This is a genomic window from Lichenicoccus sp., from assembly GCF_965276875.1.
Lineage (GTDB): Bacteria > Pseudomonadota > Alphaproteobacteria > Acetobacterales > Acetobacteraceae > Lichenicoccus.
The window spans coordinates 651,596-664,426 of the sequence record NZ_OZ255701.1 but is presented as its reverse complement, the minus strand read 5'-3'; the positions used below and the strand labels follow the sequence as shown (position 1 = coordinate 664,426).

Below are 12,831 nucleotides of genomic sequence, written 5' to 3'. Positions count from 1 at the left end.
GGTTAGGAAGGGCGACTTTCACGCATCTGAGATGCGAGAAAGTCCGTGACAATCCATCTAGTCGGCGAGACGACGGACAAGCGACGTGCGCACGCTCAGGCGCAAGCCGGCGACCTCGTGCCGATCGTCAGGGGCGTTTACGTCGATGCCGATGCCGACATTGAGGCGACGATCCTCGGCCACGCCGTCCGCATCGCCCACTATCTCTATCCGGCTGCCTACCTGTCGTCGGCAAGCGCGGTCCATCTCGGGCCGACCCCCGACGGGCGGCTCTTCGTGAGCGGGCGGCGGAACCAGCGCGTTCGGCTGCGCGGGCTTGAAATTATCCAGAACGAGGCGCCGGAGCATCCTTCGACGGCCACCGCCATCGTGGGTGACGACCTCGGCGAACTGCGCTTGGAGATTTCGTCGCCAAGGCAGCGCTTCCTCGAAGCCTTCCGACTGCGTAGCGAGCACGCCAGTGCAATCACCGAACCCATGCGTGTCCAGATGGCGGCCCGTCTCGTCGAGGAACACGGGTCCGCTCGCGCCGCTGCCGATGCCGCCTGGGCGCTGGCGCGCGAGAATGGCTGGTATCGGGAAGGCGAGGCGGCCGAGCGCTACCTGCTGTCCCGACTGGACGCTCGTCCCGCTGTACCGAACAAGGCGGTACTGGAATTCGTCGTCGCCTGGCATGGCGACATCCTCGGTCGGCTGCGTCACGACGGTTTCGAATGGCGCTGGACGGCGGCGAGGCGCAGCGGGCCGCCGCTGGTGCGGGAGACCGCGCCAGGAAAGCTTCCTGCCTTCATCGAGTCGCTGTTGCCGGAGGGCTGGCTCGCTCAGGTTCTGCATGACCGCGATGAGCGTGACGCGCTGCGTCACGGGAAGCGCTACATGTCGAACATCATCATCGTCCGGGACCGGCTCGAGATCGGCATTCTTCCGCCTGACGTGCTGGAGGCTGAGTTGAGTGGCCTTTCCGACGTCGGCCGTTTCACCGGACGCTATGCGGGGCCTGGCCGCGGGGATCTCGAGACGACATTCGAGCAGAACCTCGCTCGGCTCTTCGCACGGGCGGAGACGCCACGTCTCTCGGGCGTGCAGATCAAGGCGCCGATGTCCCTTACCCGGGACGGCGTCCTCGTCCCGGCGACGGAACTGCCGTTCACGCATATCCTCAAGCCCGCCGGGACGGCCGGCTTCGACACCTTACCGGTCGTCGAGTGGCTTTGCCTTGAGCTTGGACGGGCGGCCGGCTTCGACGTTCCGGCGGCCGCCCTCATCGATATGCCAGATGGGATGGCCCCTGCGCTCGTCGTGGAACGCTTTGACATCCGCCGCGGCCCCGACGACCACCGTTTGCTCGCTATGGAGGATTTCTGCTCGGTCCTCGATCTGCCCCCGTCGGCCAAGTACGACGGCACGATCGAGCGTATAGCCCGCGCCATGCGTCTGCTCTCAACCGATCCAGCGGCTGATCTGGAAACGCTGTTCAGGCGCGCACTCTTTGCCTGGCTGATCGCGGATGGCGACATGCACCTGAAGAATCTCGCTTTGCTGAAGACCGCCGAGCCGGGTTCCAGACGGTTCACGAGCGTCCGCTTTGCGCCGCTCTATGACGCGGTCACGACCCGCGTTTTTCCGGGGCTTACTGGCGATCGGATGGCGTTGAAGCTGAACGGAAAGGACGCTCGACTTAACGCGAAAGACTTCTCATCCTTAGCCCGCGTTATCGAGTTTCCGGTTGCACGCGGCGCGACGGCGATCAAGGCAATGCTTACGGCTCTTCAAGAAAGCTTGCCGACATTGGATTTGCCCAGCTTCGCTCGATCGCTGCCGACAGCTTCGACCGCTGCTGCACGGGTCAAGGCGATCGTGGCCGAGCGCGTTTCCGGGTTTTCAGTAGCCTAGCATCGATTTTGTCCGTGGTGAGGAGGGAGGGCGGCGTCAGACACGCCTCGTCAAACTCCTGCATGGTCTGCTTGTCGACTGCGCCGCTGTCGTGAAAGCCCTCCACCATTTCGTGGACGGCCGCCATCGGCTCGCTTTTGTAAGCTTTGACCATTGAGTTTCATCTCCGTCATTCGGCCGCTCGCATTCGAGACGTCCGACTAGTCCACGCTGAAAGCCATTCCACCATGATCATACCCTCAGCCCATTGACCTGGGTATCAATAGACACGGGCGTTCTCGCCGGCAGTCCGTCCGTGTCGGCGTTCGGCGGCCCACGCCTCGAGGTCCGGCACGGCGTAGCGGACGAACTTGCCGAATTTGTAGAACGGTGGGCCACCGCCGAGCGAGCGGTAGCATTCAAGCGAGTGCGGGCTGAGGGCGAGGTAGCGAGCGGCTGCTTCGGTATCGACGAACGGGATCAGCCCCGTGTCGTGGACTTCCTTGGCCCGGCGCATGATCTCCAACGGTGGCCAGCGGCCTTCGGGGTTGCGGCAGTCAGACATGCTCGAACTCCTCGACTTGAGTAACCTCGCGGCTGGGCTTCGGCGGGGCGGGGCGATTCTCGCCCTTCCGGTTCCGGTAAGGGCGGTAGTTGCCGAGCCCCGTGCTGCCCGAACGGCGATCGACGATCGCCTTGACCGCCCTCGGCGCAGCCGCTGCGGCGGCGCTCGCAGGATCTTCGGGCTGCTTGTCGTCGATGCTGCCCTCGACCGTCGATGCTCCGCCCTGAACGACTTTGCGCCTACGCGAGGCGACGGTCTCCGCAGCCTGGCGGATCGGGTCGTCCTCGGTATGGACGTAGCGCATGAACATCGTGACCGTCTTGTGGGCGGTAAGCGCCATGCCGACCTTCACCGGCACCCCGGAGTTGGCGATGTCGGTCGCAGCGCGGTGGCGGACCGCGTGCGTTCCGCAATGCGGCAAGCCCGCGCGTTCCAGGATGCGCCGCCAGCCTGCCCAGTAGGTGTGCTTCGACATCGGCTTGGAGCCGTCGAAGAGCGCCGGAACGACGAATTTCGAGCCCGCGTAGCGCGGGGCCGCGCGCAGCAACAGCGCGGCTTCCGCGCTCAGCGGCTTCGACATGCCGCCGGTCTTGCTGTCGGGCCAGACCACCCGGCGATGCGCGAAGTCGATCCACTCCCATTGGAGTTCGAGCACCTCGGACATGCGGGCGGCGAAGTCGAACTGGAGCCGGATCGCGAGGGTGAGGAGCGGATGCTCCAGGCCTTCGGCGTCGGCATGATCGAGGTAGGCGTAGAGCCGCGCCAGCTCATCGTCGGTGATGAGGCGCGTGCGCTTCGAGCCGGTGTATTTCTTGACGTGCCGGCACGGGTTCGTGCCGTCCGGTCGCAAGCCCCATAGCTCGGCGAGATTGAACATCTTGCGCAGCAGCGAGAGGCAGTGGTTCGCGGCGGTCGGCCTATCGCGGAGGCGGCCGATCAGATCAGCGACGTCGGACCGCTTCACGTCCGCGACCTTCACCTTGCCCAGCGCGGGCAGGACGTGGGCCTTGATCGTGATCCGGTTGCCCCTGACGGTCGACGGCTTGTTTCGCGCTTCCGAGTGCTCAATCATGAACCTGTCACTCAGGTCCTTCACGGTCGGGGCCGTGCGGGCGACTTGGCGCTCCTGGCTCGGGTCGGCTCCGCCGCGGACGGAGGCTAGGAAATCCTGAGCAAGTTTGCGCGCCTGGTCGACGGTGATCTGGCCGTAGGTGCCTAGCGCCGGCTTCCGGCGCTCGCCGGTGGGCGTGCGATACGAGAGCATGAAGGTCTTGCGCCCGGCGGGCGTTATCTTGCAGAAGAATCCCGGGATAATGGTGTCCCGGATTTCATAGTCGCGGGTGGTGGGCTTGGCGGTGTCGATGACGCTCTTGGTGAGCTTGATGGAAGGCATGTCTGGCTCCTAGCTGGACCCGGTTTCCAGGAGCCACATAGGAGCGGCGCTAGGGAGGATCGGGTCGCGTTACGTCGGGGGCCAGCATAGGATACGAAGAGCTAAACAGTTGATCTAGCTCGTTATATCCTGCTCCAGCGCACTCGAGCGTAGAGGAGCATAGCTCGTTCAAAACGGCTCAAAATCCGGTTCCGCAAGGAGTGTCGGTTCGACCCCGACCACCCGCACCATTGCACTGCAAGGCTTAGCCTCGGCGATCAGCGCCTTGCTCCCCGAGACGCGGGATCCACCGCTTGGTGTAGGCAGCCATGCAATAGGGTAGCAGTCAGGTTGTCCGCCCAATCTCGATCGAGCGGGAGCCCCAGCATCAATCGGATGTAGACGGCACCGACGAGCGCATCGAGCAGGCTTACAACATCGAGGTCGTCACGGAAGCGCCGCTGCGCGAGATGGGCTCGTCGGCTCGGTCGAGCGCACGCTCTCCGAGGCGGAGATGCAGGCCTACCGCGCGGCCTTCGTCGAACCCGGCGAGGGGCGTCGTCCGACGTTGACCTGGCCGCGGCAGATACCGGTCGAGGGCGAACCGGCGGACGTCGTGGCGGTCGTCGCCGCTTACGGTGGGGCAATGGCGCGGAGCACGATTCCAAATGAGCCTTTTTTTTAAAGGTTAAGGATCGCGGTCAGGCCACGCGCTAGCGAGCAGCTTGCGGCGGAACGGTCGGTGCGTCGAGCAGATCGCGCACCTTGGCGGCCAGCTCCTCGACCGTGAAAGGCTTGCCGATGAGCTCGACGCCGGAGTCCAGCACGCCGTTATGGACGACCGCGTTGCGTGTGTAGCCGGTGGTGAACAGCACCTTCAGGTCGGGCCGGCGGGCTCTCGCCTCGTCGGCGAGCCTGCGGCCGTTGATGTCGGGCATCACCACGTCGGTGAACATCAGCGTGATCTCGGGATGCAAATCGAGCAATCGCAGCGCGGTTGCGGCACCGTCGGCTTCCAGCACGCGGTAGCCGAGTTCGCCCAGCGCATCGACGCTGAACTGACGCACCGCAGGCTCATCCTCGACGATGAGAATGATCTCCTGGGCGTCGCCGGTGGGCAGCCCGGGCGCGGACGCTTCCTCGGGTGCGTCCTCGGCTGCGTTGAGGAGTCGCGGCAGATAGACCTTCACGGTCGTGCCCTGGCCGGGCTCGGAGTAGATCTTCACGTGTCCGCCCGACTGCTTGACGAAGCCATACACTTGCGAGAGCCCGAGGCCGGTGCCCTTGCCGACTTCCTTGGTGGTGAAGAACGGATCGAACGCCCTGGCGATCACCGCCTCTGGCATCCCCGATCCGGTGTCGGTCACCGCGATCAGCACGTATTGGCCCGGCGGCACGCCGAGATGGGCTGCCGCGTAGCGCGCATCCAGATGGGCATTCTGGGTCTCGACGGTGAGCCGCCCACCCTCGGGCATGGCGTCTCGCGCGTTCACCGCAAGATTGAGCAGCACGTTCTCGAGCTGGTTCGGATCGGCGTGGGCGCGCCAGCCACCGCCGGCCAGCACCGTCTCAAAGCGGATGTCGCTGCCGAGCGAGCCGCGTATCAGGTCCGACATGCCGGTGACCAGCTTGCCCACGTCGATCGCCTCGGGCCTGAGTGGCTGCTGACGCGAAAAGGCGAGCAGGCGCTGGGTCAGCAGGGCCGCGCGCCGCGCGCCATCGGTCGCCGCGTCCACGTAGCGCCTGGCGCGCGCATCCGCGGTGCCGAGCCGGCGTCCGAGGAGGTCGAGCGAGCCGATCACGACCGCCAGCATGTTGTTGAAGTCGTGAGCAATGCCGCCGGTGAGCTGGCCGACCGCCTCCATCTTCTGGCTCTGCCGCAGTGCCTCGTGCGCCTGCTCCAGCTCCGCCGTCCGCGACCGCACACGATCTTCAAGCTCCGCATTCGCCCGCTGGACGTCGTCGAACAACCGGGCGTTGTCGATGGCGATTGCGGCTTGAGCGGCCAGGCCGGTCATTACGCGTTCTGCGCGCTCGGTAAACACTCCCGTCTCGTCATGCCCGAAGAACAGACCGCCGATCACTTCGCCGTTGCGCGAGACCACGGGGACTGCCAGGTAGCTGCGGACCGGCAGGTGTCCCTCGGGCATGCCCTTATGCGGCGTGTTTTTGCCGTAGCGCGTGTCTGCCAGGATGTCGGCCGAGCGGACCACGCCTTCACCGTGGAAGGTCGGCGCGAACACCGATGTCGCGCGCGGCATGCCAAAGTCGTCGAACTGGCTGCGTTCAGCGCCGGCCAGGGCATAGAGCATGTAGCGCGCGCCCGCCTCATCGAGCACGTTGTAGAAGAACGCGCCAAACCGCGCGCCGGTGAGTGCGACACCGGCGTCCACCACCCGCTGGACGAGAGATTTAAGCCCGAGGTCGGCCGCGACCTGCGTGCCGGTGGCGTTGAGGATCTCCAACGCCTGGCTTTCCGCCGCGAGCTGGTCCCGACTTTCGCGCAGCGCCTGTTCGGCGCACTTCAGCTCGTGGATGTCGGTGCAGGTGCCGTACCAGCGGGTAATGCTGCCGTACTCGTCGCAAACCGGCTGCGCGCGGCCGGTCACCCAGCGATATTCGCCCGAGCGATGCCGGAGACGGTATTCAATCTGGTAGGGCTCGCCGGTCGCGAGGCTATTGCGCCAGCATGCCCATGCCCGCTCCTGGTCGTCCGGATGGAACATGCCATTCCAGGCTTCGCCGTCGGTCGAGTCCTCCGGCACGCCGGTGTAATCGTACCAGCGCTGGTTGTAGTAGTCGTGGAAGCCGTCGGGCCGCGTCGACCAGACCATCTGGTCGATCGAGTTGGCGATCGCCTCGAATTGTGCCTCGCTGGCCAGAAGTGCGGCCTCCGCACTGGCGCGCTCGACTGCCTCCCAGGTGCGCTCGGCCGCGGTGCGCGCGAGTTCGACATCCTCCTGCGACCAGGCCCGCGGCTGCGGCTCATGCAGGTAGAAGATCGCGCGCAGGCGGCCGCCACGCACCAGCGGCACGACGATGAATGCGCGCGTGCCGATTGCGGTCCAAGCTTCGGCGTAGGCATCACCGGCACGCGGATCCCCGCGGAAATCCTCGACGACCAGCGTGCGGCCGGCCTTCAGATCGCTGACCAATACCGGCCCGAAGCCGTCGAGCAATCGCGCCTTGCCGGCAAGGCTCGGCATGGCGGCCTGCGTCCAGTCGCGCGCGACAGCCACCATCTCCTGCGCCTCGTCGATCTCACCGTAGCCTACCCGCGCAACCCTGAGATGGCGGCCGAGGTACTCGGCGGCGGTGCTGGTGACGGCGACCGGATTGGTGAGGCGGCGGAGGCGTTCACCGAGATCGAAATGAAACTGCTGGTTGTCCTCGCTGATCTTGCGATCAGAAATATCGCGATAAAACATCGCGAGTCCATCGCCGGACGGGTAGCAGCGCATCTCGAGCCACGCCTGGCGGCCGTTCGGCCAGACATAACGATGCTCGAGGCTGACCGGCACGCGTTCGGACATCGCGCGCCTGTAGAGCCGACCGAGCTCGCTTTCGCGGGTTTCCGGCCAGACCTCCCAATGCGTTCTGCCGATGATCTCGTCGCGTGCTCGCAACTCCAGCTTCAGGGCCTCGGCATTGATCGCGAGCACTCGAAATTCGCGATCAACGAGCACGAACCCCTCGGCCATGCCCTCCAGCACGCCGTTCGCCCGCGCCTCGCTCTCACGCAGGGCCGCTTCGGCAAGGACCTGGCCGGTGGTCTCGGTGCAGGCGCAGAACATGCCGGCAACCGCGCCTTGCTCGTCGCGGGCCGGAGAGTAGGAGAAGGTGAACCAGGTCCGCTCATCAAACCCGTGCCGGTTCATCGTCAGCGGCAGGTCCTCCTGCCAGGTCGCGACGCCGGCCATCGCGGCGTCGATCAGCGGGCTGATTTCGGGCCAGATTTCCGACCAGATGTCGTGAAAGCGCGCGCCCAGTGCCGCAGGGTGCTTATCACCGAGGATGCTGGCGTAGGCGTCGTTGTAGAGAAAGCCGAGGTCCGTGCCCCACGCGACGAACATCGGAAACCGGGAATCAAGGATCAGGCCGACCGCCGAGCGCAACGGCTGCGGCCATGTCGAAGGGTCGCCGAGTGGCGACGCGGACCAGTCGTGGGCACGCATGGCGGCACCCATGCCGCCTCCGCCGGCGGGGAAGGCCTTGTTCAAGATTGCCGAGCTCTCACTGCCACTCACTCCCGCTGCCACAGGCTACACAATTTTCCCGCTCGTGCATGGGGGCGGTGGCGAGCCGTACCGTGTCAGTCCGAGGATCGCTGTTAACCGGCCTCGGCGCGGCCGCGTCGCTGCTGGCGCAGAACGTCCTCGATCCAGTCGTTGAGGCGCCGGGTGGAGGCCTCCGCCTCCTCGCGCGCCGGATAAAAGGTGGGGAACCGCAGCGCCAGCCAGCGCCAGGCGACCAGGCGCTTGTGGGTTTTCTCGGCGCGTTCGAGTTCGTCGCGCGCAGCGCGGTCGGGCGGCGGCAGCTTGCCGACCGCGGGCGGCGGCACAATGCGGCCGGCGGCGTGTTCGGTGGCCCAGGCGGCGAGGCGGACGATGCCGTTGTCGCGCTCGTCGACCGGGCACATCGCATAGGCCCAGCGTTCGGTGAGATCGAGGCCACGCACCCCCTCCAGGGCGGTCGCCACCGCGAACGCCTGGCTCATGTCGGCGAGCCGGTAGTTGGGGTCGTCGCGACGCAGTACGGCGCGGCGGATACGCACCAGCACACCGAACAGGCTGTCCGAGCCGATCTCGGCCGCGACCGCGCGGATGATGTCGGCGTCGGGCTGCACCAGCGGCCGCAGTTCCGCCCGCGGCATGGGCGGTGCGGCCAGCATGGCGCGTATGAAGGCCGGATTGCCGGCACCGGCCAGCACCGCGACAACCCCCGCCTCGTGCTTGCCGTAGCGGCCGGCGCGGCCGCCGATCTGCTTGACCTCCTGGGCACTCAGATCGCGGCTCTCGGTGCCGTCGAACTTGCGCAAAGACGCGAACACCACGCGGCGGATGTTCAGGTTCAGGCCCATGCCGATGGCGTCGGTGGCGACCAGGATGTCCGCGTCGCCGCCGTTGAAGCGTGCTGCCTCGGCCCGGCGCACCTCCGGGCTGAGCGCGCCATACACCACCGCCACCCGGCGTCCCCGCTGCATCAACGCGGTGCGCAGGTCGAGCACCTCGCGACGCGAAAACGCGATCAGCGCGTCGCCGCGGGTGAGAGAGGCAAGGCGGACCGGCTCGTCGGCGGCGCTCAGCGGACCCATGCGCTGGAGCGTGATCTCCTCGATCGGGTCGTCGCACAAGGCTGCGATCCGCCGCACGACCTCGGCGCAGTCCGCAGCACCGAGCACATACAAATGCCGTGCCGGCGCGCCCATGATCGCTGCGGTCCAGGCAGCACCCCGATCGGGGTCGTGCAGCATCTGCGCCTCGTCGACGATGGCGACGTCGACCGGGTTGTGCAGCGGGCACATCTCCACGGTGGCGGCGAGGTGGCGGCTGCCGGGCTCGACGATGCGCTCCTCGCCGGTCGAGAGCGAACACACCACGCCGCGCGCGCCAAGCGCCTCGCGGAATTCGTGTGCGAGCAGGCGTAGCGGGGCCAGCGCCATGCCGCTCTCGGCGCGCGACAGGGTATCGAGCGCGGTGTGCGACTTGCCGCTGTTGGTCGGCCCGGTGACCAGCGTGATCCGGCGTTGCAGGCTGCGCGCGGTGCGGAAATGCGCCGCATACCGGTCGAGCGCCGCGATCCGTGCGATCGCCGCGTTGTTGATGCGGATGGCGTTTTGGCGACCACGTGGTGTTCCCGCTGGCAGTCGGGTGAGGGCGGCCGGATCGAACTGCCACTGCTCGATGCCGTCCTGCACCAGCTTGCGCGCCACCGGCAGCCGGTTCTCGGCGACCAGCCGCAACGCCTCGTTGCGGGTGCAGCCGAGCAGGGCCGGCACCGCGTCGAACGCCACCAGGCTGGCTTCCCAGTCGCGCAGCCGTTGCAGTTCCTCGCGTCGCCGGGCGCGGGCGGTGCGGTCGGCGGCCGCCTGATCGGCGAGGCGTTCCTCGGCCTGTCGCGCCGCGTCGCGCACGAAATCGTCGGTCGCGCCAAACGCCGCCGCGACCTCGGCTGCCAGCATGGTTTCCTGGGAGGCGGAGAGGACCCGGCCGGCGCCATCGAACAGCTCGGCCCGCACAAGGGTGAGGGCTTCGTCCGGGGTCGCCGCACTCTGCCGCCAGCGCGCGGCCAGCACTGGTGGCAGTGCGGCAAGCAGGGCGTCGTCGTCCGGCTCCGGATCGGTAATGTGCGCCGCCGCTGCCTGCGCCTCGTCGCGTTGCACCCAGATGCGGCCGGCGCGTTGGGTGCGGTCGATGATCCGCGAGGCCCACCCCTTGTGGCGAACCTCGCACAGCGCGTCCCGCACCGTGTCCGGACCCGCCGGCAGGCGACGCGCGACGAGGCGCAGCAGACGCGGCAACTCGCGGCTCTGCACCGCCAGTCCGGCTGCCTCAACCGCAACCTCCGCCGGTGAGAGAGGAACCGCCATGGCGCTGCGTATGAGCCCTATTCTTAATGAACGGATTTCAAAGGCTTGCCTTTGATGGGGTCAAGGGGCAAAGCCCCTTGCCTTAAACTAGAGCGCCATCCCGGATTTCCCCCATGTCCAGCCCAATCAAGCGCCGCCCCAACAACCCCTGCTTCTCCTCAGGTCCCTGCGCCAAACGCCCAGGCTTCTCGTTGGATGCCCTGTCTGGGGCCATGCTGGGCCGCAGCCACCGTGCCGCGGCACCACGTGCGAAGCTCGCCGAGGTGATCACGCGTTCGCGCGACATTCTCGGCATGCCGGCGGATTACCGGCTCGGCATCGTCCCGGGCTCCGATACCGGCGCGGTGGAGATGGCGCTATGGTCGCTGCTCGGACCCCGTCCGGTGGATGTGCTGGCGTTCGAGAATTTCTCCGCCGCCTGGGCAAATGACATCGTGACGGAGTTGGCGCTGCCCGACGCACGGGTCCTGCAAGCCCCATACGGCGCGTTGCCGCCGCTGGTGGAGGTGGATTGGTCGCGCGACGTGGTGTTCGCCTGGAACGGGACCACGTCTGGCGTCTGCATGCCCGGCGCGGAGGCGATCCCGGCGACGCATGAAGGGCTTGCGATCTGTGACGCGACATCGGCGGCGTTCGCGATGGAATTGCCATGGGATCGTCTCGATGTGGTGACCTGGTCGTGGCAGAAGGTGCTTGGCGGGGAGGCGGCGCATGGCATGCTGGCTCTCTCACCGCGCGCGGTGGCACGGCTGCAGGGTGGGCCGCCGCCAAGGGCGCTGCCGAAGCTGTTCCGGCTCACGTCGGGCGGCGCCCTGATCGAGGGGATTTTCGCCGGGGACACCATCAACACCCCCTCGATGCTCTGTGTCGAGGATGCGCTAGACGGGTTGCGCTGGGCCGAGCGGATCGGGGGCCTGGAGGCGCTGATCGGCCGCTCGCGCGCCAACCTGGATGCGGTATCGCGCTGGGTTGCGGGCTCGGACTGGGCTGCGTTCCTGGCCACGGATCCGGCAACCCGGTCGAGCACCTCGATTTGCCTGCGGATTGTCGCCCCCTGGTTCGCCGGGCTCGGATCGGACCGCCAGGTGCTGGCCGCGCGACACCTCGTGGCTCTGCTCGAACAGCAGGCGGTCGCCTATGATATCGCAAGCTACCGCGACGCGCCGCTCGGCCTGCGGCTGTGGGGCGGGGCGACGGTGGAGACCGACGATATCGAGGCGTTGCTGCCCTGGCTGGACTGGGCGGCGGCGCAGACCCGAGGCGCGTTCGCGGGATGACCGGCGATTCGCCCGCCAATTTGGCGCTGCTGCCAGCGGGCCTGCGCGACCTGCTGCCGCCGGAGGCAGAGACCGAGGCGCTCTCGGTGGAGGCGCTGATGGCGGTGTTCGCGGGCTATGGTTACGAACGGGTCAAGCCGCCGCTGCTGGAGTTCGAGGACAGCCTGCTTGCCGGGTCTGGGGCGGCCGTCGCCGAGCAGACCTACCGGCTGATGGATCCCGCGACGCACCGGATGATGGGATTGCGGCCGGATATGACGCCGCAGGTGGCAAGGATCGCAGCGACCCGGCTGGTCCGGGCGCCGCGGCCGTTGCGCCTGGCCTATGCCGGGATGTGCGTGCAGGCGCAGCCAGGCGGCGCGCTGGTCGCCGACCGGCAGGTGGCGCAGGCCGGGATCGAGCTGATCGGGCCGGACTCTCCGGCCGCCGACGCCGAGGTGATGGCAGTTGGCGCCGAAGCGCTGGCCGCGGTCGGGCTCGCGCGGTTCAGCTTCGATCTGACCTTGCCGACCCTGGCCGCGACCCTGATCGAGGAGGCGTCGATCCCAGAGCCCGCGCGCCCGGCGTTGCTGCGGGCGCTGGACCGCAAGGATGCGGCGGAGGTGGCACGGCATGGCGGCCCGCTTGCGCGGACCCTGGCCGAACTGCTGCTGGCGGCCGGCCCAGCGGCGCGGGCACTTGCGGCGTTACGGGCGGCGGATCTTTCGCCCGGCGCGCGCGCGCTGACAGAACGCCTGGCGGCGAGCGTGGATGCGATCGTCGCTCGCGCGCCGGGGCTGCGGCTGACCATCGATCCGATCGAGTTTCGCGGCTGGCGCTACCACACCGGACTGTGCGTGACGGTGTATGCGCCGGGCCGGCACGAGGAACTCGGACGCGGCGGCCGCTATCTCAGCGGCGGCGACGAGCCGGCGTGTGGGCTGACGCTGCGCCCGGAGGCGATCCTGCGGGCAGCGCCAACGCCGCCGCCGCGGCCGCGGCTGTTCGTCCCGGATGGCGCTGATCCGGCGCTGGTATCGGCGTTGCGGGCGCAGGGCTTCGCCACCGTCGCGGCGCTGGCGCCGGCAGCGGATTGCACGGTCGAGGCGGTCCGTCTTGGCTGCACCCATGTGCTGCGTGACGGGGCTGCCATCGCCGTCGCTGGAGGGAACTGAGC

At 67.7% G+C, this 12,831-nt stretch carries 8 protein-coding genes; 4 read left to right on the top strand and 4 right to left on the bottom strand.

The window, feature by feature from the left end; translation table 11 throughout:
- The first annotated feature begins 45 nt into the window (after positions 1 to 45).
- Positions 46 to 1,893 (top strand): HipA domain-containing protein, encoded by a 1,848-nt coding sequence (locus ACQY4K_RS03295; RefSeq protein WP_428393395.1) that lies wholly within the window; start codon positions 46 to 48, stop codon positions 1,891 to 1,893.
- 259 nt (positions 1,894 to 2,152) lie between these two features.
- Here the strand turns inward: ACQY4K_RS03295 and ACQY4K_RS03290 are convergent, their stop codons facing one another.
- Both ACQY4K_RS03290 and ACQY4K_RS03285 read right to left on the bottom strand, forming a co-directional pair.
- A complete protein-coding gene (locus ACQY4K_RS03290) occupies positions 2,153 to 2,437 on the bottom strand; it encodes a helix-turn-helix domain-containing protein (RefSeq protein ID WP_428393394.1) in 285 nt (94 codons plus the stop codon).
- Entirely contained in the window at positions 2,430 to 3,830 is a 1,401-nt protein-coding gene (locus tag ACQY4K_RS03285; protein ID WP_428393392.1) for a tyrosine-type recombinase/integrase, read from the bottom strand. The genes ACQY4K_RS03290 and ACQY4K_RS03285 overlap by 8 nt, the downstream gene beginning before the upstream one ends.
- A gap of 493 nt (positions 3,831 to 4,323) precedes the next feature.
- Here ACQY4K_RS03285 and ACQY4K_RS03280 point away from each other — a divergent pair, with 493 nt between their 5' ends.
- Positions 4,324 to 4,494 carry a hypothetical protein gene (locus ACQY4K_RS03280; RefSeq protein WP_428393390.1) on the top strand — a complete coding sequence of 57 codons (171 nt, stop codon included), beginning with the start codon at positions 4,324 to 4,326 and terminating at the stop codon, positions 4,492 to 4,494.
- A gap of 28 nt (positions 4,495 to 4,522) precedes the next feature.
- On the opposite strand, the gene ACQY4K_RS03275 is transcribed toward ACQY4K_RS03280, so the two are convergent.
- Together ACQY4K_RS03275 and ACQY4K_RS03270 are read right to left on the bottom strand one after the other, a co-directional pair.
- The gene (locus tag ACQY4K_RS03275; RefSeq protein WP_428393388.1) at positions 4,523 to 8,029 is read right to left on the bottom strand and encodes a PAS domain-containing protein; all 3,507 of its coding nucleotides are present in this window, start codon (positions 8,027 to 8,029) and stop codon (positions 4,523 to 4,525) included.
- A 110-nt stretch (positions 8,030 to 8,139) separates the two neighbouring features.
- Positions 8,140 to 10,398: a helicase-related protein gene (locus ACQY4K_RS03270; RefSeq protein ID WP_428393386.1), complete on the bottom strand. Its 2,259-nt coding sequence runs from the start codon at positions 10,396 to 10,398 to the stop codon at positions 8,140 to 8,142.
- Positions 10,399 to 10,511: 113 nt separating this feature from the next.
- Between ACQY4K_RS03270 and ACQY4K_RS03265 the strand changes: the two genes are divergently transcribed.
- Together ACQY4K_RS03265 and ACQY4K_RS03260 are read left to right on the top strand one after the other, a co-directional pair.
- On the top strand, positions 10,512 to 11,675 hold the full coding sequence (locus ACQY4K_RS03265) for a phosphoserine transaminase (RefSeq protein WP_428393385.1): 1,164 nt from the start codon (positions 10,512 to 10,514) through the stop codon (positions 11,673 to 11,675).
- On the top strand, positions 11,672 to 12,829 hold the full coding sequence (locus ACQY4K_RS03260) for an ATP phosphoribosyltransferase regulatory subunit (protein WP_428393383.1): 1,158 nt from the start codon (positions 11,672 to 11,674) through the stop codon (positions 12,827 to 12,829). The genes ACQY4K_RS03265 and ACQY4K_RS03260 overlap by 4 nt, the downstream gene beginning before the upstream one ends.
- Positions 12,830 to 12,831 lie beyond the last annotated feature (2 nt).